Annotated in this window: 19 protein-coding genes and 1 tRNA gene; 16 read left to right on the top strand and 4 right to left on the bottom strand. The window is 52.9% G+C overall.

Annotated features, from left to right (window positions below):
• Positions 1-362: 362 nt before the first annotated feature.
• From ABLX76_RS12635 to yjeJ, 8 genes are all read left to right on the top strand, one after another.
• Positions 363-923 carry a fimbrial protein gene (locus tag ABLX76_RS12635; RefSeq protein ID WP_004206418.1) on the top strand — a complete coding sequence of 187 codons (561 nt, stop codon included), beginning with the start codon at positions 363-365 and terminating at the stop codon, positions 921-923.
• 58 nt (positions 924-981) lie between these two features.
• On the top strand, positions 982-1,668 hold the full coding sequence (locus ABLX76_RS12630) for a molecular chaperone (RefSeq protein WP_348874613.1): 687 nt from the start codon (positions 982-984) through the stop codon (positions 1,666-1,668).
• A 35-nt stretch (positions 1,669-1,703) separates the two neighbouring features.
• A complete protein-coding gene (locus ABLX76_RS12625; protein WP_348874611.1) occupies positions 1,704-4,247 on the top strand; it encodes a fimbria/pilus outer membrane usher protein in 2,544 nt (847 codons plus the stop codon).
• Positions 4,248-4,269: 22 nt separating this feature from the next.
• Positions 4,270-5,286, top strand: a complete 1,017-nt coding sequence (locus ABLX76_RS12620; protein ID WP_080901616.1) for a fimbrial protein — start codon at positions 4,270-4,272, stop codon at positions 5,284-5,286.
• 331 nt (positions 5,287-5,617) lie between these two features.
• On the top strand, positions 5,618-5,968 hold the full coding sequence (locus ABLX76_RS12615) for a hypothetical protein (protein ID WP_080901617.1): 351 nt from the start codon (positions 5,618-5,620) through the stop codon (positions 5,966-5,968).
• 102 nt (positions 5,969-6,070) lie between these two features.
• Positions 6,071-7,357 (top strand): HlyD family secretion protein, encoded by a 1,287-nt coding sequence (locus ABLX76_RS12610; protein WP_023291696.1) that lies wholly within the window; start codon positions 6,071-6,073, stop codon positions 7,355-7,357.
• On the top strand, positions 7,350-9,473 hold the full coding sequence (locus tag ABLX76_RS12605; protein ID WP_087777365.1) for a peptidase domain-containing ABC transporter: 2,124 nt from the start codon (positions 7,350-7,352) through the stop codon (positions 9,471-9,473). The genes ABLX76_RS12610 and ABLX76_RS12605 overlap by 8 nt, the downstream gene beginning before the upstream one ends.
• Positions 9,474-9,487: 14 nt before the next feature.
• Positions 9,488-10,351, top strand: coding sequence for a YjeJ family protein (yjeJ, locus tag ABLX76_RS12600; RefSeq protein ID WP_348874608.1), 864 nt, complete (start codon positions 9,488-9,490; stop codon positions 10,349-10,351).
• A gap of 54 nt (positions 10,352-10,405) precedes the next feature.
• Here the strand turns inward: yjeJ and ABLX76_RS12595 are convergent, their stop codons facing one another.
• From ABLX76_RS12595 to ABLX76_RS12585, 3 genes are all read right to left on the bottom strand, one after another.
• The gene (locus ABLX76_RS12595) at positions 10,406-10,759 is read right to left on the bottom strand and encodes a DUF4156 domain-containing protein (protein WP_004152419.1); all 354 of its coding nucleotides are present in this window, start codon (positions 10,757-10,759) and stop codon (positions 10,406-10,408) included.
• Between the two features lie 259 nt (positions 10,760-11,018).
• Complete coding sequence (groL, locus tag ABLX76_RS12590; RefSeq protein ID WP_023291693.1) at positions 11,019-12,665, bottom strand: chaperonin GroEL; 1,647 nt, start codon at positions 12,663-12,665, stop codon at positions 11,019-11,021.
• Positions 12,666-12,702: 37 nt separating this feature from the next.
• Positions 12,703-12,996: a co-chaperone GroES gene (locus tag ABLX76_RS12585; RefSeq protein WP_004152420.1), complete on the bottom strand. Its 294-nt coding sequence runs from the start codon at positions 12,994-12,996 to the stop codon at positions 12,703-12,705.
• Between the two features lie 232 nt (positions 12,997-13,228).
• Here ABLX76_RS12585 and yjeH point away from each other — a divergent pair, with 232 nt between their 5' ends.
• Positions 13,229-14,479: an L-methionine/branched-chain amino acid transporter gene (gene yjeH / locus ABLX76_RS12580; RefSeq protein ID WP_261901843.1), complete on the top strand. Its 1,251-nt coding sequence runs from the start codon at positions 13,229-13,231 to the stop codon at positions 14,477-14,479.
• A 50-nt stretch (positions 14,480-14,529) separates the two neighbouring features.
• Here yjeH and ABLX76_RS12575 read toward each other — a convergent pair whose 3' ends face one another.
• The gene (locus tag ABLX76_RS12575) at positions 14,530-15,006 is read right to left on the bottom strand and encodes an FxsA family protein (protein ID WP_023291691.1); all 477 of its coding nucleotides are present in this window, start codon (positions 15,004-15,006) and stop codon (positions 14,530-14,532) included.
• Positions 15,007-15,343: 337 nt separating this feature from the next.
• On the opposite strand from ABLX76_RS12575, the gene aspA reads away from it, so the two are divergent.
• From aspA to ABLX76_RS12540, 7 genes are all read left to right on the top strand, one after another.
• On the top strand, positions 15,344-16,780 hold the full coding sequence (gene aspA, locus ABLX76_RS12570) for an aspartate ammonia-lyase (RefSeq protein WP_004177762.1): 1,437 nt from the start codon (positions 15,344-15,346) through the stop codon (positions 16,778-16,780).
• Between the two features lie 114 nt (positions 16,781-16,894).
• Positions 16,895-18,196, top strand: a complete 1,302-nt coding sequence (locus ABLX76_RS12565; RefSeq protein WP_023291690.1) for an anaerobic C4-dicarboxylate transporter — start codon at positions 16,895-16,897, stop codon at positions 18,194-18,196.
• A gap of 94 nt (positions 18,197-18,290) precedes the next feature.
• Positions 18,291-18,614: a divalent cation tolerance protein CutA gene (gene cutA / locus ABLX76_RS12560; protein WP_004206404.1), complete on the top strand. Its 324-nt coding sequence runs from the start codon at positions 18,291-18,293 to the stop codon at positions 18,612-18,614.
• Positions 18,590-20,386, top strand: a complete 1,797-nt coding sequence (locus ABLX76_RS12555; RefSeq protein WP_101977444.1) for a protein-disulfide reductase DsbD — start codon at positions 18,590-18,592, stop codon at positions 20,384-20,386. The genes cutA and ABLX76_RS12555 overlap by 25 nt, the downstream gene beginning before the upstream one ends.
• 20 nt (positions 20,387-20,406) lie before the next feature.
• On the top strand, positions 20,407-20,997 hold the full coding sequence (locus tag ABLX76_RS12550; protein ID WP_262962755.1) for a transcriptional regulator: 591 nt from the start codon (positions 20,407-20,409) through the stop codon (positions 20,995-20,997).
• Positions 20,998-21,064: 67 nt separating this feature from the next.
• Entirely contained in the window at positions 21,065-23,152 is a 2,088-nt protein-coding gene (locus ABLX76_RS12545) for a DUF1176 domain-containing protein (RefSeq protein WP_243806647.1), read from the top strand.
• Positions 23,153-23,267: 115 nt separating this feature from the next.
• A tRNA-Phe gene (locus ABLX76_RS12540) sits at positions 23,268-23,343 on the top strand.
• Positions 23,344-23,761 lie beyond the last annotated feature (418 nt).

Genomic DNA, 23,761 nt, shown 5'->3' with positions numbered 1-23,761 from the left:
CTTTGAGGATACCGCATAAAAAATGACAAGCGATAGTTATCTTATTTAAAAGCCACATTTTCGGATTAAATTTATCTCAACCTAACTCAACATCTCATTAGAAAAGGTCATTATTAAATTCACGCGTACTTCATCAAGAATTCACAAGCATTTTTTGCACCAGACTTTTAAATTACCCCCGCTTCTCCATGGTTCGCTATGGCAAGTGATATTGTAGCGTCGTTCAACAGGAAGGTAGGTTTCAGCACTATATAAGGAATGCTGGCGCTTATTTTCAGTATCAATAGGAATGTATACTCCATTCCCATGATAACTGTTATCGATTCTACACAGGACTAAGTATCTATATATGGATTAATTAAATGAAAAAGACAATCGTAGCTGTAATGGTCGCTGCTTCTGCAGTGCTGAGTGCTCAGGTAATGGCAACCAACACCGCTCAGGTAACTGTACTGGGTGAAGTCTCTGATGCAGCTAACTCTTGCGTCGTGACTCCGACGGGTACCCTGAACAACGGTATCGTTCAGCTGATGACCGTGACCACTACCGAAGCGAATGCTGAAGCGGCTGGTGCTCTGTTTAAAACTCAGGACTTCGGTTTTGACGTGAAAGACTGCGCACAGGGTAGCGCCACTCCGGTTACTGCTGTAACCGTCAATGTGACTGGTGCCTCCAGCAACGCTAACATCCTGGACAACACCGCACCTGGCGGCGCTACCGGCATTGGTATCGGTATCCAGCGCGTACGTGATGCACACCGCGTAGGCTTCGACGGTTCTGACCTCATGACCGAAAGCTACACTGCAGCTGGCGGCACTCAGCTGAAGTACACCACTGGTTATGTGAAAGTGAACTCCGCGACTCCGGTTACCGAAGGTCCGGTTAAAGGTGTTGCGACCTTTACTATCGATTATACCCTCTAATTTTTCCCCGAAGGGCTCCGCTTCACAGCGGGCCCTTTTTCGCATTCAGAGAAAAACCATGTTCAGGAACTTATTAAATATCACCGCATCCTGTGCATTACTCCTCAGTAGTATTGCCCATGCTGGTATTGTGATTGAATCCACACGCTACCTCTATAAAGAAGGTGCGCGTGAAATCACCGCGCAAATCGAAAATAAAGATGACATCCCTTATCTGATTAAATCCTGGGTTGAAGCGCCGGCAGGGAAAACGCCCTCTTTTATGGCTACAACTCCGTTATTCCGCCTTGAGGGTAAGCAGCAGAATACCGTGCGTCTATTTTCTACCGGAAACGTCAATGCCCCGAACGACCGGGAATCCATATACTATTTTAACGTGATGGCCATCCCGCCGGCGGACGATGAGAAAGCCAACGCCAATACTATTCAACTGGCGGTCCGCCACCGCATGCGTCTGGTCTATCGTCCAAAAGCACTTTTCGACCTTTCTCCAAACATTGAAGCCAAAAAACTCGAATGGCGGAAATCAGGCACAAAACTGACGATTAAAAATCCGACACCGTTTTTCTTCTATTTCCATAGTGTTCAGATTGGTAGCAAAGAAGTGAAGCCGGAAGTCAACTCGGTCGCTCCAATGACGACCAAAGAAGTGACATTAAAAGAAAATATCAATGCCTCCAGCGTCAACTGGAAAGTAGTTAATGATTATGGCGGAGCAGGATCGCTCTATTCCTCATCGCTGTAATAAGAATTTTATTTTATCATTATAGGGATGTGTCTATGCCAAATAAGAATAATGGATTATTCAAACTATCCGCGGTCTTCCTCGCAATGCTTCCGGCATTGCTTTCTGGTTTGAATAATAAAGCGCAAGCACGTGACTTTTTCGATCCCTCATTCATTAGCTCATTGAATGGTACCGATCCATCAACCACTCCCGACTTATCTATTTTCCAGACGCAGAACGCACAGGCGCCAGGGGATTATCGGGTAGATATCATGTTTAATGGTCGCTATCTGGATACCAGGACAATGAAGTTTGTTGCGAATAGCCGTGCCACTGGGAATAATCGAGAGCCCGCCCTGGTGCCCTGTTTGAGCCTGAAAACATTGGCAGAGTATGGCGTACGGGTTAAAGCCTTTCCCGAACTGGTCGAGGATAAAAACGGCTGCGCCAATCTTTCAGTCATCCCGGATACCAAAGCGGATTTCGACTTTACCGTCCAGCGCTTGAATATATCCATTCCGCAGGCGGCACTATCTACCACCGCGCAGGGATATATTCCACCGGATCAGTTTGATGACGGCATCAACGCCCTGCTGGTGAACTATCAGTTCAGCGGCTCAAACGACATGCAGGCCAATGACGAATACTACAGCCTGAACCTGCAGTCTGGCCTCAACGTTGGCCCATGGCGTATCCGTAACCTCAGCACCTGGAATAAAAACAACGGCGATGCGGGTGATTGGGACTCAGCCTATCTCTACATGCAGCGCAGCATTCGTCCCATCAACAGTAACCTGGTGATGGGTGAGAGCTCGTCACTCTCAGGCATCTTTGACAGTGTACCGTTTACCGGTATTCAACTGGCCACCGATACATCAATGTTGCCGGAAAGTATGCGCGGCTATGCGCCGATTATCCGTGGTATCGCCAAAACCAACGCCCGTGTCTTCATTAAACAAAACGGCTACCAGGTATACCAGACCTACGTGGCGCCTGGCGCGTTTGAAATCACCGATATGTACCCGAGCGGCGGTAGCGGCGACCTTTACGTCACCGTGGAAGAGTCCGACGGTTCTAAGCAGGAGTTCGTCGTACCGTTCGCTACGCTGCCGGTGATGGTCCGTGAAGATCAGCTGGAATATGAAATTACGTCTGGTAAATATCGTCCTTACGACGGCGGGGTCGATGAAACGCCCTTTACGCAAGCTACCGCGACCTACGGTGTCTCCAGCAGCCTGACGCTTTATGGCGGGGTGCAGGCCGCATCGCGCTATCAGGCCCTGTCAACAGGCCTCGGCTATAACCTCGGCGAGCTTGGCGCCGCCTCGGCAGACGTCACCCAGGCCTGGTCAAAAATGAAAGACGACGAAAAGACCTCTGGGCAGTCATGGCGTGTCCGTTACGGGAAAAATATTATCGAAACCGGTACAAACGTGACTATCGCTGGATACCGCTATTCCACCCGCGGATTTAATACCCTCTCTGAAGTGTTAGATAGCTATTCTAATGATGGCAAGTATACTCCTCGCTCGCTGCGCAACCGCACCAATCTGACGCTGAATCAAAGCCTGGGTAAAGGCCTCGGCAGTCTGTCTATCAGTGGATTGATTGAAGATTACTGGGACGATAAGCGCACCAACAAGTCGATCAGCGTGGGGTACAACGGTGGCTTCCGCAATGTAAACTATTACCTTGGGTACAGCTATAACCGCTATACCTGGAGCGGGAATAACTCCGGGAAAGACGCCCAGGACGATCAGCGTATCTCGCTGACCGTCACGCTGCCGCTGAGCAACTGGCTACCGGGCACCTATACCAGTTATCAGTTAACCAACAGTAATCCGGGGTCTACCGATCAGTCGGTCTCCATCGGTGGTAACGCGCTGGATAACGACAGCCTGGAGTGGAGCCTGCAGCAAGGATACAGCAACCGGGAATACTACAGCGGCGATATGCGCGCAACCTATAACGGTGCTCGCGGCAGCGTCAATGCCGGTTACAGCTACGATCGCGGTAGCGAGCGTATAGACTATGGCGCCAACGGCAGCATTGTCGCTCATGCCGATGGGGTCACGCTTGGTCAGGACATCACCGATGCCGCCGTACTGGTTAAGGCCCCAGGTTTGGATAACGTCAAGCTGGCCAACGATAACACCATCACCACCGACTATCGTGGTTACGCCATCGTACCTTATGTCACGCCTTATCGTCGCACCGATATCACCCTCGATAGTACTTCGCTTGGCGAAGATATGGAGCTTCCGGAAACCACGCAGAGCGTCGTTCCGACACGCGGCGCCATCGTACGGGCCAATTATGCCGGTAATATCGGCCAGCGCGCATTTGTCCATCTGAAAACGGCCAGCGGCCAGGACGTACCTTATGGTGCGATGGTGTTACTCGCCGGGAGCAGCCAGGCACAGCCAAGCATCGTCAGCGACGCCGGGATGGTCTATATGTCCGGCCTGCAGCAAACCGGAATACTTAACGTGCAATGGGGCAAAAGCGCGGCGCAGCAGTGCAATGCTTCCTTTACTTTACCGGCCAGGGAAGGCAAAGCGGCTGGCATCAGTCAAATCGAAACAATTTGTCGCTAATATTGACCAAGGACAATAAAGAATGAGAAAAACACTGATTTTTCTATCTATATTATTATGTTGTTGTGAAGCAGCTGCCAAATGCGATTATGATGGTTCCGCTGGGCAAGCAGTATTTAACTTAAGTCCTAAAATCGCAACGGATCCAACAATACCCGTAGGTACAGTTTTGTATACCAAAAAAGTTGGTACCGGACACTATAAAACCTTTGAATGCAGCAAGATAATGGGTGATCAGTATATCATTACCTCATCCGCACCCGAGGTCTCTGGTGTCACGGGTATAATGGGAAAACCGGTCTATGAAACGGGGATTGATGGTATTGGTTTTCAGTTTTCAGATATTCTGGACAGCAAGCATGGTTCAATTAAACCCGCAGTGGCACAATCTACGATTGTGCCAATTTTAGAGTCGAATGATGACTACAAATTTATGACAGTATGGTTAATAAAAACAAAACCTGTCATTGATACATCCGGCGTCAGTACCAATCCAGTATTTAAATTCTCAGCGGGTAACTTAAGCACCAACCCCAGGGCGGCAGATCGTCTGTTAATGACTGCGTCTCTGAAATTCAAGAGTATTTCTTATAAGGCGACCTCGTGTGATATTTCTGTGTCTGGACCGAGCCAAATCACCTTAAATACAATTGAAAAAAACACATTAATGTCAATCCCTCGGGGTGGCACAACCCCATCACAGAAAACTATCACAATGGATGTTTCATGCCCAGCCGGTTCAATTGGTAATAAACTTTACTATTGGTTTAACCCAGTTAGCGGCACCAGTCCTGCGGGGGATGGCATCATCGATAATCTGCTAACAGGAGGCGGAGCAGCAAGCAACGTTGGCATTATCTTCAAAAAAGACAATAGTCCCGTTATATTTTATGACGCAGAGACATACAGTTTTGCCAGCGCTCAAGCATCACAAAAAATTAACTTTACCGCCGATTATTACCGAATGAGCGACAACAGCGCTGAAGTCTCGGCCGGGCATGTAAAAGCGATACTAGAGGTAGTAGTTCAGGAGGAATAAAGAGAACCATAATCTCATAAAAGGTGGATAATGATATCCACCTTTTTTATTTGCCCATACATAATCAAAATCATTATGATATGTACGTATGAAAGTAACACACTACAATTTGAATCACACCCATAATAACAGCTTAATTTAACTTGCTAAAATTAATATTACTTTATGAATCTGTAAAATAATTAGATTAGATTCAGAATGAATCTGAAATTTCATCAACAATTCACATTAAGTTGAGTTGATTCATACTACAGCAACGACTATCTTCTCTGCGGACCAACTTCTGGTCTGGATTGAACATATAATTTTAATTTTAGTTAAAGGACTAATCATGCATCAATTAACTGTATTTGAAATGGAAGAGATTTCTGGCGGCGCGCTGACTGATACTCTTACCGATATTATGACCTGGGCTGCTAAAGAAGTAGGCGCCGTCGCTCTGGGCGCCTCTCTGGGGGCGATTTTTGGGACAGCTTTCGCTGGACGTTGGGGCGGGGCTGGTGGTGGTCTTCTCGGCTTTGGCGCAATCGGTCAGGGTGTAGGTATCTTGTTTGGCTTAGTAGCTGGTGGCGTTTGTTTTGGCGTTGCCGCCGGTATCGTTGGCTGGGATATGACTCTGGATTATGCAACAGGTGTAATGGATGCCGTTTATGATGGCACATTAAACTTCTGGAGCAATTAATTTACGCCTCAGCTGGTTGCTCAACGTTTTGTTGACATTCTTTATTAAGTAAATAGGGCCTGAAATATCGGGCCTTTTCATTTCATTATGTAAGTGATAATTATGTTAAGAAAAATCTATCGCAAGGAAGCGATCGAATACAAAAAGCATCACTGGAAAGGAAAGGCTTTGCTGCTAGCAGGGCTTCCGGCATGGCTTATTGCATTACTTTCATTTGCCTTTTTAGCCATTCTAATAACCACCACAATATTTTGTACCTTTACCCAACGCATTGATGTTCGTGGGGAAGTTATTACTTTACCTCATTCTGTCAATGTTTATGCGCCACAGCAAGGGTTTGTTATTTCCCAATATGCAAAAGTCGGTGACCTTGTCGCCAAAGGACAGTCTTTATATGAAATTGACATCTCCCGAAATACAACAACAGGCAACGTCAGTACGGCGCAAATAGAAGTCATTAATGAAAAGATTGCGAACGCTGAAGATATCATCACCAAACTTTCTCATAATAAAGAAGAAACCCGATTATCTTTAGATAAACAGCTAAAAACCATCAATGATTCGTTAAAAGAAACTAACCGCATGCTGGTTAATGCGCAGACTGGTTTAAAGAAAATGCATGATAATCTTTCCAGTTACGATAAATATCTTCGTGATGGCCTTATCACCAAAGATCAGTATAACTATCAGCATTCATTATACTTTCAACAACAGAGTACCTATCAGTCTTTGGTCAGTCAGAAAATGCAACTGGAATCCCAGGTAACCCAGTTAAATAGCGATAAAATCACAAAAACGGCAGATTTTGACAACCAAATATCATCTCAGGAAAACCAGATTAATGATTACAAAAACCAGTTGGTTGAATCAAATGCCAATGGTAATGTCATTATTAAAGCAACCACAGAAGGACGTATTGAATCGCTGGCTGTAACAAAAGGACAAATGGTCGACAAAGGCAGCAGTTTAGCGCAAATCAAACCCACTGGTGATATAGAATATTATCTTATTTTATGGTTACCTAATAATAGCATACCTTATGTCAAACCGGGTGATGTCATTAACATCCGCTATGATGCTTTCCCATCCGATAAATTTGGGCAATTCCCGGGAAAAATACTTTCAATATCTTCGGTCCCGACATCCCGACAGGAACTGTCTGAATACACTAATGTTAATAATGGAACGAATCAGCAGGAACTGGCACTCTATAAAACCATTGTCAAAATTGAAAACAAAACCTTTAATTACAATGGTAAAACGCTTTCGCTTTCGAATGGACTGAAGGCTCAAGCCGTTGTATTTCTCGAAGAGCGCCCACTTTATATGTGGATGTTTACCCCTGTGTATAAGATAACTCAAAGCATTACTGGGCCAATCCATGACTAACGAACTGTTCAAAACCATTGTTGCAAAGCTAAATTTTTCTCTGGTTAACAAAACGCCTGTTATTCTACAGTCAGAATCATCGGAATGTGGAGTTGCCTGTCTGGCGATGGTCTGTGGTTATTATGGGTTAAATATCGATTTATTTAATTTTCGTCAACGATTCGGTAGCCCCTCACAGGGTTCCTCACTGTTGTCTCTAAGCAAAACAGCAGAGCAGGCTGGTTTAAAAAACCGTGCGCTAGCGCTCGACCTCGATGAAATAAAACAGCTGAAGCTTCCCTGCATCATCCACTGGGGAATGAACCACTATGTAGTCCTTACAAAAGTAAAGAAAAACGGATTTGTGATTCACGATCCCGCGCTGGGTAAACGAATCATTGGCATCAGTGAGATGTCAAATAATTTTACCGGCGTTGCGCTTGAACTCTGGCCTGACCATAACTTCCAACAAGAGGAGGCGAAATCCCGTTTACGACTCCTGGATTTAATGCATAAAATTGTTGGTTTAAAATCGGCGCTGATTAAGATCTTTGCTTTCTCTGTTGTGGTAGAAGCGATTGGCCTCCTGTTGCCTATTGGTACACAGTTAGTAACTGACCATGTCATTATGGCGCACGATGAAAGTTTACTCTCTGTTATTTGTATTGGTTTAATATTTTTTACGCTATTCCGCACGTTTATTAGCATGCTCCGAGCATGGACGTCGTTAACGTTGAATACGTTGACAAACATTCAATGGAAAACAACGCTATTCGATCATTTGGCAAGTTTGCCATTATCTTTTTTCGAGAAAAGACACTTAGGCGATATCCAGTCTCGTTTCTCGTCTCTGGATACCATTCGTTCAATTTTTACCAACAGTATCGTCACTGGCATCATCGATTCGATAATGACGATCGGTTTGTTAGTCATGCTGACATTATATGGCGGCTGGTTAGTATGGGTCGTCATTGGTTTTACCGTCTGCTATGCGATTATGCGCTTCGCTACCTATAGTTTTTATCGACGCGTAACGGAAGAGCAGGTCGTTAAAGGGGCGCGTGCTAACTCTCACTTTATGGAATCACTTTATGGCATTTCCACGATCAAAGCATTAAATTTAAAAGAACGTCGCTCGCAGCATTGGCTGAATCTTAACGTTGATGCCAGTAACGCAGGTATTAAGCAAACTCGCTTTGATATGATGTTTGGTGGGATTAATACCTTTATCACCTCTATCGATCAGGTGGTGGTACTGTGGTTGGGTGCCATTATGGTAATTGATAACGAGATGACGCTCGGTATGTTTATGGCATTTAATGCTTATCGAGGCCAGTTTTCTCAACGTGCATCGAATCTCATTGATTTGGTGATGCAGCTTCGTATGCTCTCGCTTCATAATGAACGTCTATCTGAAATCGCCTTTAGCGAACCGGAAAAAGAACTTCCATCCCGACGTGTGTTTACAGAAAACACCGGCGTGATGCTTGAAGTCAGGAACCTGAGTTATCAATACGATCCTTTTTCACAACCCATTTTTACCAATCTGAATATAACGGTTGCCCCAGGCGAGTCTGTCGCGCTAATTGGCCCATCTGGCGTTGGCAAAACCACGCTGTTGAAAGTCATGTGCGGTTTGCTTTCACCTGACTCCGGCGAAATACTGGCGGATAATCTGGAGATTCAAAAAATTGGTTTAAATAACTATCGTCTCGGTATCGCCTGCGTACTTCAGGAGGATCGTCTCTTTTCAGGTTCACTTATCGATAATATCAGTGGTTTTGATGATAACCCCGATTTGGAATTCGTAATGGAATGTGCCAAACATTGCAACATCCATGATGAAATCATGAAGATGGCGATGGGATACGAAACCATTGTCGGCGAACTGGGGCTGGGCATTTCCGGCGGTCAAAAGCAACGTATCCTGATCGCTCGTGCTTTGTACCGTAAACCGAGTATCCTGTTTATGGACGAGGCCACCAGTCACCTCGACTTAAAAAATGAGTCGGTTATCAACCAATCCATCTCATCATTAAGTATCACCCGAATTATTGTCGCGCACCGGCCATCAACCATTGCATCTGCCGATCGCGTTATTGACCTCTCACAATCGAAGTCGATGGCTACCGCTTAATAAAGGAGAAGATTATGCAAGGAACGTTTATTGGTTTTAATACTGCGGGAATTACTTTTGAAGAGCGTTTCCTGGCGCTGTTACTTAAGGTCAAGAAAGCGAATGATACCTGTGAGATTTTCTATCTTCAGGCACCCGTACTGGCCGACCTGCTTCTGATACTGCAAAGTAGAATGGCCTTAATTTTTCAGCGACTTGAAAATAAAGGCGAGGCTTACAAAGATGAGATTATCGCTTATAACGAAACACTTGTTACCCATATCCCCACGGTAGAAATGGCTGAAATACAACAGCCTTCTCCTGAGCGGCGTATAATGTCTATTACGCTTAAACCTGGCGAAACGCAGTCGACGCTGATCCTGGTATTTCAGGATGATCAAATTAAGACGTTAACTATTGATGACCGACAGGTTGAAGCCCTGATAATTGGTATTCAACAGGCATTAAAAACAGTCGGCGATCAGGAACTTATCCAGTATTTAAGTTCAAATATGGATTTTTTAATGTGCTATGCCGTGGACTTAACCACCCAGCCAAATATTGATTATCAACAGTATCCTCAGGAAGACTGGAAACTAAACTTGTTTTCCCATTACCTGGGCGTGCTGTACTGCTGCGAGACGGAGGAAGGGAAGAAAATTGTCTCCGGAGCTGTGATCAAAACCAGTGCGCCACATTTATCGGAACTGGAAAATAACGTCGTGATGCAGCTTATCGAGAAAAGCCCCAAGCTCAAGGCGATGCACGCGGCGCTGGCGCCATGCCAGATCTTTAGTACCATTATCCCTTCCCAGCCGGGAAGAATGCTCAGTCTGGAAGAGTGCCTGCGTCCACTGCACGCCTTCTATCTGGAGAAGAAAGCGGAGCTTAACGCCTGACCCTCTTCTACCGGTCACGCCTCTCTCTACGCTCGCAGAGAGAGGCATCGCGCATCAGTTCGGGCACTTATAAACCTGGCCGTTCATCTCGCTGTCGGTGGGCACAAAGCTCGACAACAGATTTTGCGTCGGGCTGCTGACGCCATAAATCACGTTGCCGCCCATGGCTGCCGCCTGGTTACGCAGGGCGTTAGCCGCACCGCGCATGGAGCCACCCTCATCGCCATTCTGGCCGGAGAGCCAGTTGCTCTGTTTACCCGTCGCGGTCCCTAACAGCTGACACTCTGCGCCCGGCTTCTCCTGCACGAAGCGCACATTCTGGCCGGCAGAGGTTAATTCATTGCTGGAACTGCAACCTGCCAACAGTAAGGCTGCGCCGACAATCCCTGCTAAATATTTTACCTGCATGTTAATCCCCATGATCGATGAGCTGGACGCACTGGCCCGGATGTAAACCTGTCATCCTTCAAACTGCGTCGGCATGAGCCGCTTTCATTCCTTAGCCGGTCGCGCTAGTTAGTCGCTTCCGATACGGAGGTGCTTGCCGCTCTGATGCAGCTTAAATGATTTTTATGTATAAGCCTTATACTAAAAAGCGCGCCAAAAGAAAAACCCCCAGCCATTACTGGCCAGGGGTTTCTGCTTTTTTATGCCGTAGAGCGCACGATTACATCATGCCGCCCATACCGCCCATGCCGCCCATACCGCCAGCAGCACCTAAATCAGGCGCATCGCCTTTCGGCAGGTCGGTCACCATGCACTCGGTGGTGATCATCAGGCCAGCCACGGAAGCCGCGTACTGCAGTGCAGAACGGGTAACTTTGGTTGGGTCCAGGATACCGAAGTCGATCATGTTGCCGTATTCTTCAGTTGCCGCGTTGTAACCGTAGTTACCGTCGCCGGCTTTCACGTTGTTCGCCACAACAGACGGCTCTTCACCGGCGTTGGACACGATCTGACGCAGCGGCGCTTCCATTGCGCGCAGCGCAACTTTGATACCGACGTTCTGATCTTCGTTCTGACCGGTCAGGCCAGCGAGTTTCGCTGCAACGCGAACCAGCGCTACGCCGCCGCCAGCCACCACGCCTTCTTCAACCGCAGCACGAGTGGCGTGCAGGGCATCGTCGACGCGTGCTTTTTTCTCTTTCATTTCAACTTCGGTTGCCGCGCCGACTTTGATTACGGCAACGCCGCCAGCCAGTTTAGCGACACGTTCCTGCAGTTTTTCACGGTCGTAGTCGGAGGTTGCTTCTTCGATCTGCTTACGGATCTGAGCAACGCGGCCCTGGATTGCGGATTCTTCGCCAACGCCATCGATGATGGTGGTGGTGTCTTTGTTGATAACCACACGTTTTGCCTGGCCCAGGTCTTCCAGAGTCGCTTTTTCCAGCTCCATACCGATCTCTTCAGAGATAACGGTACCACCAGTCAGCGTCGCGATATCCTGCAGCATGGCTTTACGACGGTCGCCGAAGCCCGGCGCTTTCACCGCAGCCACTTTCACGATGCCGCGCATGGTGTTAACCACCAGGGTCGCCAGCGCTTCGCCTTCAACGTCTTCAGCGATGATAACCAGCGGTTTGCCAGCTTTCGCTACGGCTTCCAGAACCGGCAGCATTTCGCGGATGTTGGAGATTTTTTTGTCAGCCAGCAGGATGAACGGGCTTTCCAGCTCAACGGCGCCGGTGTCCGGCTTGTTGATGAAGTACGGAGACAGGTAGCCGCGGTCGAACTGCATACCTTCAACCACGTCCAGTTCGTCTTCCAGACCGGTACCGTCTTCAACGGTGATCACGCCTTCTTTGCCGACTTTATCCATCGCTTCCGCGATCAGTTTACCGACGGTTTCGTCGGAGTTAGCGGAGATGGTACCTACCTGAGCGATAGCTTTGGAGTCAGAGCACGGAACGGACAGCGCTTTCAGTTCTTCAACAGCGGCAACGACAGCTTTGTCGATACCACGTTTCAGATCCATCGGGTTCATGCCTGCAGCAACCGCTTTCAGGCCTTCGTTCACGATAGCCTGCGCCAGCACGGTTGCGGTGGTGGTACCGTCGCCTGCCGCGTCGTTCGCTTTAGAGGCAACTTCTTTCACCATCTGCGCGCCCATGTTTTCGAACTTGTCTTCCAGCTCGATTTCACGTGCAACGGAAACACCATCTTTGGTGATGGTCGGCGCGCCGAAGGATTTGTCCAGAACCACGTTACGGCCTTTCGGGCCCAGGGTCACTTTAACTGCATCTGCCAGTACGTTTACGCCGCGCAGCATTTTTACACGAGCGTCGTTACCGAATTTTACGTCTTTTGCTGCCATTTCTTATATTCCTCAAATTCGTTCAGGGTCGTGCGAATTAAGCTTCAACAATTGCCAGGATGTCGCTTTCGGACATGATCAGCACTTCTTCGTTGTCAATCTTTTCAGTCTTCACGCCGTAGCCATCGTTGAAAATCACGATGTCACCAACTTTAACGTCCAGCGGCTGCACGGTCCCGTTTTCCAGGATGCGGCCTTTACCGACAGCGATGATTTCGCCACGCGTTGACTTAGCTGCTGCAGAACCGGTCAGAACGATGCCGCCCGCAGATTTGGTTTCAACTTCTTTACGTTTGACGATCACACGATCATGTAACGGACGAATACTCATTGATAGCTCTCCTTCGAGAAAGTCATTATCAGTTATGGGTGACGCCGGGCCGAACGCGGTTTACCGGCTAGTGCAGAGAGAGATGGGGATGGCCATTTCCCGCTTCAAGGGCAAAATTAAAAAAAATTTTTACCTTTGCGCTGGCGCGCAAAAAGCGGCGCCACCGGGCAACCGGTCATAAGGAAAAGCGATTGTGATACTCTCTTTCTTTTCACTGGCGCAGGATGGAATCATGAGTGGTTTAAAACAGGAGTTAGGGCTGGGACAGGGAGTCGGGTTGCTTTCCACCTCACTGCTGGGCACCGGCATTTTCGCCGTTCCGGCGCTGGCGGCGCTGGTCGCTGGCGATAACAGCCTGTGGGCGTGGCCGTTGCTTATCCTCCTTGTTTTTCCGATTGCCATCGTCTTCGCCCTGCTGGGCCGCCATTTCCCCAGCGCGGGCGGCGTGGCCCACTTTGTCGATATGGCCTTTGGCCCACGTCTGGCCAGCGTCACCGGCTGGCTGTTTTTATCGGTTATCCCGGTCGGGCTCCCCGCCGCCCTGCACATCGCCACCGGCTTCGGCCAGGCGCTGTTCGGCTGGCATGATGCGCAGCTGCTGCTGGCGGAGTTGGGTACCCTGGCCATCGTCTGGTGGGTCGGTTCACGTGGCGCCAGCTCCAGCGCCAACCTGCAGACGCTGGTTGCCGTGCTGATCGTGGCGCTGATCGTCGCCGTCTGGTGGCGCGGTGGCATAAGCCCGGCGCAGATCCCCTTCCCCGCCCCGGCGGAGATCGACCGCGGCCAGCTCTTCTCCGCGCTGTCGGTGATGTTCTGGTGCTTTGTCGGCCTGGAAGCCTTTGCCCACCTCGCCTCGGAGTTTAAACACCCCGAGCGCGATTTTCCCCGCGCGCTGATGATAGGCCTGCTGCTTGCCGGCTCGGTCTACTGGGCCTGCACCGTGCTGGTGTTGCACTTCCACGCCTTTGGCGAGGAGATGGCGGCGGCGGCGTCATTACCGAATATCGTGGTCCGCCTGTTCGGCGTCGAAGCGCTGTGGGTGGCCTGCGTCATCGGTTACCTCGCCTGTTTCGCCAGCCTCAACATCTATATTCAGAGCTTCGCCCGCCTGGTCTGGTCGCAGGCGCAGCATAAGCCACAGAGCTACCTCGCGAGGCTGTCGCCGCGGCAGATCCCACGCAACGCCCTCAACGCCGTGCTGGGCTCCTGCGTGGTCAGCACCTTGTGTATCTATTTTCTCGATATCAATCTGGACGCGCTGATCGTCTATGCCAACGGCATTTTCATCATGATCTATCTGCTGTGCATGCTGGCGGGCTGTCGTTTGCTGCGCGGGCGCTATCGGCTGCTGGCGGCGGTGGGCAGCATTCTCTGTCTGCTGCTGCTGGCGATGGTCGGCTGGAAGAGTCTGTACGCGCTGGTGATGCTGGCGGTGCTGTGGTTGTTTTTACCGAGACGTAAGCTGGCGACAGGAAGCGTATAGGCGCAAAAAGAAAGCGGCCCGGTCGCGTCTGCAGACCGGGCCGATAAACGTTAATCGCGGCGATCGTCCTTGTGGTCCAGACGGTCGCGCTGTTCATCCTTGCGCTGGTATTCCCCTTCGAAGGTCTCTCCGCCGCCAGTCCCGGCGCTAAAGCCGCCGCCCGGCATCCGGCTGAAGCGCAAATGCGGCATCAGCTTCATCGTCAGGTGCTTCTGCACCGGGGGCAAAAGCAGCAGCAGGCCGAGGAAATCGGTAAAGAACCCCGGGATCAACAGCAGCAGGCCAGCGATAATCAGCGAGACGCTCTTGATCATCTCCGCCGCCGGGCTCTCGCCCGCGGCCATCTTCTGCTGCATCAGCAGGAAGTTTTTGAAGCCCTGGTTGCGCACCAGCGACATCCCCACCACCGAGCTAAAGATCACCAGGATCAGCGTCATAAAGACGCCCAACACGTGAGCGACCTGGATAAAGATCGATATCTCAATGTAAACGTAAAGAAAAAAGGCAATAAACGGAATCCAACGCACCGGCGTCTCCTTCATCGACAGGCGCCGAATTCGGCCCCCGTAGTCATCAATTTGCTGATCGCATCCCACTAAGATGGGGATGCTGAGCGGCTTTTCAATCAGCGGAAATGCTTATTTTTTCCAAGAATAGGAAAGCGGTGACCCATTTCACAGATTAATAAATCTTCTCACACCCGCGATGTAATAAGTGATCAAGCTTACTGATATTCGCTATCATCAGCATATGATCTTGGGCACCGGGCCGGTTAAGGAAATAATCGTCGGCCAGAAAATATACTGAATCTTGGATATTCTGTGTATTTGGTGAATTCATTGGCAGCTTGAAAAGAAGGTTCACATGTTAAACAACATTCGTATCGAAGAAGATCTGTTGGGCACCAGGGAAGTTCCCGCGGACGCTTACTACGGCGTTCATACTCTGCGAGCGATTGAAAACTTCTACATTAGCAACAGCAAAATCAGCGACATACCAGAATTCGTGCGCGGCATGGTGATGGTGAAGAAAGCCGCCGCGCTGGCGAACAAGGAGCTGCAGACCATTCCCAAAAGCGCGGCAAATGCGATTATCGCCGCCTGTGACGAAGTCCTGAATAATGGCAAATGCATGGACCAGTTCCCGGTCGATGTTTTCCAGGGCGGGGCCGGCACCTCCGTAAACATGAACACCAACGAAGTCCTGGCAAACATCGGCCTCGAGCTGATGGGCCACCAGAAAGGCGAATACCAGTACCTGAACCCAAACGATCACGTCAACAAATGCCAGTCCACCAACGATGCCTACCCGACCGGGTTCCGCATTGCGGTGTATGCGTCTATCCTCAAGTTAATCGATGCGATTAAGCAGCTGGGCGAAGGTTTCCAGGCAAAAGCCGAGGAGTTCCAGGACATCCTCAAGATGGGCCGCACCCAGCTGCAGGACGCGGTGCCGATGACCCTCGGTCAGGAGTTCCATGCCTTCAATGTGCTGCTCAATGAAGAGACCAAAAGCATTCTGCGCACCGCGGAGCTGCTGCTGGAAGTGAACCTTGGCGCAACCGCCATCGGCACACGCCTCAACACCCCGGACGGTTATCAACAGCTGGCGGTGCAGAAGCTGGCGGAAGTGAGCAACTTACCGGTTGTTCCGGCGGAAGATCTGATTGAAGCCACCTCGGACTGCGGGGCATACGTCATGGTTCACAGCTCGCTGAAACGCCTGGCGGTGAAACTGTCCAAGATCTGTAACGACCTGCGCCTGCTCTCTTCCGGACCGCGCGCGGGCCTCAACGAAATTAACCTGCCTGAGCTGCAGGCTGGCTCTTCTATTATGCCGGCGAAGGTTAACCCGGTGGTGCCGGAGGTGGTCAACCAGGTCTGCTTTAAAGTGATCGGCAACGACACCACGGTGACCATGGCCTCAGAAGCCGGGCAGCTGCAGCTGAACGTGATGGAGCCGGTGATCGGCCAGGCGATGTTCGAGTCTATCCACATTCTGACCAACGCCTGCTACAACCTGCTGGAGAAATGCGTCAACGGCATTACCGCCAACAAAGCGGTGTGCGAAGGTTACGTCTATAACTCCATCGGCATCGTCACCTACCTCAACCCGTTTATCGGCCACCACAATGGCGATATCGTCGGCAAGATCTGCGCCGAAACCGGGAAGAGCGTGCGGGAAGTGGTGCTGGAACGTGGGCTGCTGACGGCGGCGGAGCTGGATGACATTTTCTCCGCGCAAAACCTGATGCATCCCGCTTATAAAGCGAAGCGTTATACCGATGAAAGCGAACAGTAATCTTTCCGGATAGTCATTCAAAGGCATGTCAGCGATGACATGCCTTTTTGCTTTTTAGTTTTACTAAAATACAACAATCCAATATCAACTTGTTAAAAAACAAGGAAGGCATATATGTTTGGTGCAGAACTGGTTATTGTCCTGCTGGCGATTTATCTCGGCGCCCGGCTCGGCGGCATCGGTATCGGCTTTGCCGGTGGCCTTGGCGTCCTTGTCCTGACGCTTATTTTTCAAATTAAACCGGGTGCGATCCCCTTCGACGTTATTGAAATCATTATGGCGGTGATTGCCGCTATCGCCGCCATGCAGGTCGCAGGCGGAATGGATTACCTGGTCAGCCTCGCCGAACGGATGCTGCGTCGCCACCCGAAATATATTACCTTCCTTGCCCCGCTGGTGACCTGGTTTATGACCGTGCTCGCCGGCACCGGCCATACCGCCTTCTCCACGCTGCCGGTGATCACCGAAGTGGCCAAAGAGCAAGGCATCCGTCCGTCCCGTCCGCTGTCGATTGCGGTGGTGGCCTCCCAGATAGCGATCACCGCTTCGCCCATCTCCGCCGCGGTGGTGTTCTTTGCCGGGATCCTGGAGCCGCTGGGCGTTAGCTACCTGATGCTGCTGGCCATCTGTATTCCGGTCACCCTGCTGGCGGTGATGCTCACCGCTATCGTCTGCAATTTCCTCGGCTGCGAACTGAAAGATGACCCGGTTTACCAGGAGCGGCTGGCCAAGGGTGAGGTCAGACTGCGCGGCAGCCAGGTTTTTGAGCTGAAGCCGCACGCCAAACGTTCCGTTCTGCTGTTTCTGATCGGCATCGTGGCGGTGATGTTCTACGCCACGGCCATCAGCGATACCGTCGGTCTGATCAAAAACCCGGTACTACCGCGTAACGAGGCGATCGTGGTGTTTATGCTGACCATCGCCACGCTGATCAGCATCACCTGCAAAATCGACACCGGCGAAGTGCTCAATGCCAGCACCTTTAAGTCCGGCATGAGCGCCTGCGTCTGCGTGCTCGGCGTCGCCTGGCTGGGGGATACCTTCGTTAAAGCGCATATCAGCGATATCCAGGCCGTGGCCGGCGACCTGCTGCATAACTACCCGTGGCTGCTGGCGGTGGTGCTGTTCTTTGCCGCCACGCTGCTCTACTCGCAGGCGGCCACCACCAAAGCGCTGATGCCCGCCGCGCTGATGCTGGGCGTGAGCCCTCTCACGGCCATCGCCTCGTTTGCCGCCGTCTCCGCCCTTTTCGTTCTGCCGACCTACCCCACCCTGCTGGCGGCGGTCGAAATGGATGACACCGGCTCCACCCGCATCGGTAAATACGTCTTCAACCACGCCTTCCTGATCCCCGGCGTCATCGCCATTACGCTGTGCGTGATCCTCGGGTTTATTTTTGGCGGCATCATGCTGTAAATCTCTTCAAATTCGGGCCAGCTCCTGGCCCGTTTCGTTAATCCTCCCCACCTTGCGTGCTATAGTGCCTCTTTTCGCTGATACGAGGTTCATGATGACTACGCCTGATGCTGTTGTTGTGCTCTGTACCGCGCCGGATGAAGCAACCGCCCAGGATCTGGCGGCAAAAGCGCTGGCGGAAAAGCTGGCCGCCTGCGCCACGCTCCTGCCGGGCGCCACCTCGCTCTATTACTGGGAAGGGAAGCTGGAGCAGGAGTATGAAGTTCAGATGCTGCTCAAAACCGATCTTGCCCATCAGCAGGCGCTGCTGGACTGCCTGAAGTCTCACCACCCGTATCAAACCCCTGAACTGCTGGTTCTGCCCGTCACGTATGGAGACAACGATTACCTCTCATGGCTTACCGCATCTTTACGTTGATCCTGCTGCTGTGCAGCGCGTCAGCCACCGCCGGGTTATTCGACGCGCCGGGGCGCTCGAACTTCGTGCCTGCTGACCAGGCCTTCGCCTTTGACTTTCAGCAGCAACAGCATGACCTCAACCTGAGCTGGCAAATCAAGGATGGTTACTATCTTTATCGTCAACAGTTTACCTTCCGCGCCGCCGGGGCGACGATCGCCGAACCGGCGCTGCCGGCGGGCGAGTGGCATGAGGATGAGTTTTACGGCAAAAGCGAGATCTTTCGCCAGCGCCTGACCGTCCCGCTGACGGTGAAGCAGGCGGACAAAGACGCCACCCTCACCGTCACCTGGCAGGGCTGCGCCGATGCCGGATTCTGTTATCCGCCGGAGACCAAAGTGATCCCGCTGAGCGCCGTGCTGGCGGCTTCGGCAGATGGCCGGGCGACCACCATTGACCCTGCGCCGCCGGCGAGCAGCCGTCCGGCGTTCAACCCGCCGCTGCCGGTTGAGCCGCGTCCGGCCCCGGAGGTCGCCACTTCACCTGCGCCTGCCTCAGCGCCGCCCGCTGACGCCCCCGCTCGCCTGCCTTTCACCGCCCTGTGGGCGCTGCTGATAGGCATTGGTATCGCCTTCACCCCCTGCGTGCTGCCGATGTACCCGCTGATTTCCGGCATCGTGCTGGGCGGCAAACAGCGGCTTTCCACCGCGCGCGCCCTGCTGCTGGCCTTTATTTATGTCCAGGGGATGGCCTTAACCTATACCGCGCTGGGGCTGGTGGTGGCCGCCGCCGGGCTGCAGTTCCAGGCGGCCCTGCAGCACCCGTATGTGCTGGTGGGTCTGTCGGCAGTGTTTATACTGCTGGCGCTCTCCATGTTCGGCCTGTTCACGCTACAGCTGCCCTCCACGCTGCAGACCCGACTGGCGCTGCTCAGCAATAAGCGCCAGGGCGGCTCGCCCGGCGGAGTCTTTGCGATGGGCGCTATTGCCGGGCTGATCTGCTCCCCCTGCACCACTGCGCCGCTGAGCGCCATCCTGTTATATATCGCCCAGAGCGGTAATCTGTGGCTGGGCGGCGGCACGCTGTACCTCTACGCGCTGGGCATGGGCCTGCCTTTGATTCTCGTCACCGTGTTTGGCAACCGTCTGCTGCCGAAGAGCGGCCCGTGGATGAGCCATGTGAAGACCGCCTTCGGATTCGTGATCCTGGCTCTGCCCGTTTTCCTGCTGGAGCGCATCCTCGGCGACCAGTGGGGATTACGTCTGTGGTCAATGCTTGGCGTCGCCTTCTTCAGCTGGGCGTTTATCACCTCGCTGGGCGCGACCCGGCCGTGGATGCGGCTGGCGCAAATCATTCTTCTTGCCGCCGCGCTGGTCAGCGCCCGTCCGCTGCAGGACTGGGCGTTTGGCGCCCCGGCGCCCGAGCAGCAGGCGCATCTGGCCTTCACCCGCGTCAGCTCGGTAACCGAGCTTGATCGGGCGCTGGCGCAGGCAAAAGGCCAGCCGGTGATGCTCGATCTCTACGCCGACTGGTGTGTAGCCTGCAAAGAGTTTGAAAAATACACCTTTCGTTCACCTGACGTGCAGCAGGCGCTGAAAGGCGTCGTGTTATTACAGGTTGATGTGACAAAAAACAGTCCGCAAGACGCCGCGCTGCTGAAGCGCCTGCAGGTGCTCGGTCTGCCGACGATCCTGTTCTTCAACGCGCAGGGCCAGGAACAACCCGACCGGCGGGTCACCGGCTTTATGGATGCTGCGGCATTCAGCGCCCATTTGCGCGATTGGCAAGCGTGAGCGACACTTTAGGAGGAAAGATGGAGGAGAACACCGTGCTACGTGAAGACGTCCTGGCAGAAGCCATTAGAATTCTTGAAATTGAAGGTATCGCCAACACGTCGCTGGAGATGGTCGCTGAGCGCGTGTCCTGTCCGACGAGCGACCTGAAACGCTTCTGGCCCGATCGCGAAGCGCTGCTCTACGACGCGCTTCGCTATCTGAGCCACCAGGTGGATGCCTGGCGCCGTCAGCTGCTGCTGGACGACACCTTAAGCGCAGAGCAAAAGCTGCTGGCGCGCTATAGCGCGCTTACCACCTGCGTCAGCAACCAGCGCTACCCCGGCTGTTTATTTATCGCCGCCTGCACCTTCTATCCGGATGCCCAGCACCCGATCCACCAGCTGGCGGAACAGCAGAAGCAGGCTTCGCTGGCCTACACCCATGAGCTGCTGACCCAGCTGGAGGTGGATGATCCGGAAATGGTCGCCAAGCAGATGGAGCTGATTGTCGAGGGCTGTCTGAGCCGTCTGCTGATCAAGCGTAGCCAGACGGATGTCGATACGGCGCGGCGGCTGGCAGAAGATATTCTGCGCTTCGCCCAGTGCCGTATGGGCGGGGCCTTAACCTGATTCTGATATCCTAACCGCCACGTCGCGCCTATAATTTCCCCCTCACTGATTGCTGACAGGGATTGATATGCGCGCGTTCTTCTGGGCTGCCTGGCTGGGGCTGTGCTCCACACCTCTGCTGGCGGCGCCCCTGCAAGGTTTTTCCTTTGCGCAAAAAGACTGGGAGCTCGCCTGCGATAACACTGGCACCTGCCGGGCGGCAGGTTACGGCGTCCGCATGGGCGAGATCAGCGTGCTGTTGACCCGCAACGCCGGCAGCGAACAGCACCTCACCGCCACGGTCACCTTCGCGCAGATCGAACACGATATCCCCGCCGACTCCACCGCCAGCCTGCTGATCGACGACCGGGACCTCGGCTCGCTGGATGCCGTGGATGACAGCCACTTCCGTCTGGACAGCGATCAGACCTCCGCCGTGCTGCAGGCCCTGGCGAACCAGCGCAACATCGAATTCACGCTTAACGGCCAGCACCTGCCGCTTTCCAGCGCCGGCAGCCGCGAGGTGCTGAGTAAAATGGATGCGTTTCAGCGACGAACCGGCACCGCCGACGCGCTGCTGGATAAAGGCGACGCGGGCGACGATGCCATTTTGCCCGCTGCCCCCGCCCCGGAAATCATCGCCGCGCCGGTGATCCACAACGCGCAACCTGTACCGCTGAGCATGCTCCAGCGCCAGAAGCTGTTGCCCGCCCTGACGCCGCTGCTGAACCAGCGCTGTGAAGACTGGCAGAACCCGGCCATTCCGGCGGCAGAGCGCCAGATCACCCTCACCGCGCTGGATAAAACCCATTCGCTGGCGCAGGCGCTCTGCTGGCGAGCGCCCTATAACGATGGCTATGCCCTGTGGCTGGTCGATAACACCCAGTTGAGCAAACCGCGGCTGCTCACTACCGAGGCCTCCAGCTACGCCAACGGCACGCTGGTCTTCCTGCACAAAGAGCGGGGCATGGCCGACTGCGTAACCGGCGAGACGCGCGTCTGGGAGGGTAAAACCTTCGTTCCCAGCCTGAAGTACAGCACCGGTATGTGCCGGGAAATCACCCCGGGCGGTACCTGGATGCTGCCGACCTTTGTCAGCCAGGTGATCCCGAAGCAGCAGAAAGAAGCGGATAACCTGGCCCTGCGAACGCTGTATAACGCGGTGCTGAAAGCGCAAAAAAGCGATCCGGAACTGGCGCTGAACCGGGTCGCCGAGCAGTTTCCGTTAACCGGCCATATTACCGATTTCACGCTCACTTACGCCGATGACAGCCTGGTGACGACCAGCAAACCGTCCCCGGATATCAGCGATGACGAGTGGCAGGCGTTTCTGCGCTCCGCAATTAGCGCAGATTCAGAAAACGGTAAAGTCAGCTTTACGCTTATCGACCTCGACGGCGACGGCAAACGCGATCTGATCATCGACAGCTACGTGGGCGGCACCGGGCTCTTCAGCTACACCGGGGTGCTCCGGCGCGGCGATGATGATTTTGCCGCCGTCAACGATAGCGACAGTGATAACGGCGATGATTTCGATGCCGGGGTACCCGGCGCCCTCTTTTCGATCAATGGCCGCGGGGCTAACCAATGGAACCACTGGGTCAAAATCAACGGCCAGGTGTATGCCCTGTGGTACAACGGCCAGTTTGGCGAAGATAATCTCTATCTGCTGCGCCCGTTCAGCACCGCCAGCCAGACGCCCGCGGTGACGGTTCGCTATCGCTATACGCTGAACAGCATCCGCTCCCCGGAGAAAGACCAACCGCTGACCCCCAGCCTGAGCGACAGCGATAAAGCGGATCTGCTGCGCTCGCTGGAGGTGATGCAGGGCAACCTGCTGAAAGACAAACCCGCCAGCGACAACGATGCGCCGATCTGCCCCATTCCGCCCGGCGCCTCCGCCGACGAGGCGGACAACTATTACAGCGGTGTTGCCGTTAACTATATCTATGAGACGGTGGCCTATATTCCGGTCTGGCTGAACGGAAAATGTTATATCGGCACCATTTTCAGCCATCATGGCGCCTATCGTCACGGCGTGGATGCGGAAATTACGCTGAGCTCGCCGCGGGAAGATGAAGAGGTCATTGGTGATTACCTGATCTCCGGGTTGCGCCACGTTATCTCCGTCACCAGCGGCTGGAAAAGCCGTGAAGGCGATAACGGCATGCAGTGATATTGAGTCAAAATGCGCCTTTGAACGCGGAATTGCCGCAAAGATAAGCAATCGACAAGTAATTTAAGAAATTTGGTTGACGGGCTGGGCGGATTACGGTTTAATGCGCCCCGTTGCCCGGATAGCTCAGTCGGTAGAGCAGGGGATTGAAAATCCCCGTGTCCTTGGTTCGATTCCGAGTCCGGGCACCACTTATTCAGAGAACCCAGCCTATGGCTGGGTTTTTGCTTTTCTGCATCCGGACTTTTTCATCGTACTCCACTCTATGATCCCCTGCCCGGCGGCGCTGCGCTTGCGCGGGCCTACGCTGTTTAAGCCTGCGGGAGGACCCGTAGGCCGGATAAGGCATTTATGCCGCCATCCGGCACAAACGCAGGTACGACGTCTGATGTATATCGCCCGGCGGCGCTGCGCTTGCGCGGGCCTACGCTGTTTGAGCCTGCGCGAGGACCCGTAGGCCGGATAAGGCATTGATGCCGCCATCCGGCACAACTGCGGGTACGGCGTCTGATGTATATCGCCCGGCGGCGCTGCGCTTGCGCGGGCCTACGCTTTTTGAGCCTGCGCGAGGACCCGTAGGCCGGATAAGGCATTGATGCCGCCATCCGG

The organism is Klebsiella sp. JB_Kp004 (assembly GCF_040065795.1).
In the GTDB taxonomy this organism is placed as follows: Bacteria; Pseudomonadota; Gammaproteobacteria; order Enterobacterales; family Enterobacteriaceae; genus Klebsiella; species Klebsiella quasipneumoniae.
Note: the sequence above shows the minus strand (reverse complement) of the source record. Positions and strands in the feature narration are given on the sequence as shown.

What these genes read in the sequence shown, in the direction of transcription:
- ABLX76_RS12635 (WP_004206418.1), top strand. Translation starts at nt 363, where the DNA reads ATGAAAAAGACAATCGTAGCTGTAATGGTCGCTGCTTCTGCAGTGCTG.
- ABLX76_RS12630 (WP_348874613.1), top strand. Translation starts at nt 982, where the DNA reads ATGTTCAGGAACTTATTAAATATCACCGCATCCTGTGCATTACTCCTC.
- ABLX76_RS12625 (WP_348874611.1), top strand. Translation starts at nt 1,704, where the DNA reads ATGCCAAATAAGAATAATGGATTATTCAAACTATCCGCGGTCTTCCTC.
- ABLX76_RS12620 (WP_080901616.1), top strand. Translation starts at nt 4,270, where the DNA reads ATGAGAAAAACACTGATTTTTCTATCTATATTATTATGTTGTTGTGAA.
- ABLX76_RS12615 (WP_080901617.1), top strand. Translation starts at nt 5,618, where the DNA reads ATGCATCAATTAACTGTATTTGAAATGGAAGAGATTTCTGGCGGCGCG.
- ABLX76_RS12610 (WP_023291696.1), top strand. Translation starts at nt 6,071, where the DNA reads ATGTTAAGAAAAATCTATCGCAAGGAAGCGATCGAATACAAAAAGCAT.
- ABLX76_RS12605 (WP_087777365.1), top strand. Translation starts at nt 7,350, where the DNA reads ATGACTAACGAACTGTTCAAAACCATTGTTGCAAAGCTAAATTTTTCT.
- yjeJ (WP_348874608.1), top strand. Translation starts at nt 9,488, where the DNA reads ATGCAAGGAACGTTTATTGGTTTTAATACTGCGGGAATTACTTTTGAA.
- ABLX76_RS12595 (WP_004152419.1), bottom strand. Translation starts at nt 10,759, where the DNA reads ATGCAGGTAAAATATTTAGCAGGGATTGTCGGCGCAGCCTTACTGTTG.
- groL (WP_023291693.1), bottom strand. Translation starts at nt 12,665, where the DNA reads ATGGCAGCAAAAGACGTAAAATTCGGTAACGACGCTCGTGTAAAAATG.
- ABLX76_RS12585 (WP_004152420.1), bottom strand. Translation starts at nt 12,996, where the DNA reads ATGAGTATTCGTCCGTTACATGATCGTGTGATCGTCAAACGTAAAGAA.
- yjeH (WP_261901843.1), top strand. Translation starts at nt 13,229, where the DNA reads ATGAGTGGTTTAAAACAGGAGTTAGGGCTGGGACAGGGAGTCGGGTTG.
- aspA (WP_004177762.1), top strand. Translation starts at nt 15,344, where the DNA reads ATGTTAAACAACATTCGTATCGAAGAAGATCTGTTGGGCACCAGGGAA.
- ABLX76_RS12565 (WP_023291690.1), top strand. Translation starts at nt 16,895, where the DNA reads ATGTTTGGTGCAGAACTGGTTATTGTCCTGCTGGCGATTTATCTCGGC.
- cutA (WP_004206404.1), top strand. Translation starts at nt 18,291, where the DNA reads ATGACTACGCCTGATGCTGTTGTTGTGCTCTGTACCGCGCCGGATGAA.
- ABLX76_RS12555 (WP_101977444.1), top strand. Translation starts at nt 18,590, where the DNA reads ATGGCTTACCGCATCTTTACGTTGATCCTGCTGCTGTGCAGCGCGTCA.
- ABLX76_RS12550 (WP_262962755.1), top strand. Translation starts at nt 20,407, where the DNA reads ATGGAGGAGAACACCGTGCTACGTGAAGACGTCCTGGCAGAAGCCATT.
- ABLX76_RS12545 (WP_243806647.1), top strand. Translation starts at nt 21,065, where the DNA reads ATGCGCGCGTTCTTCTGGGCTGCCTGGCTGGGGCTGTGCTCCACACCT.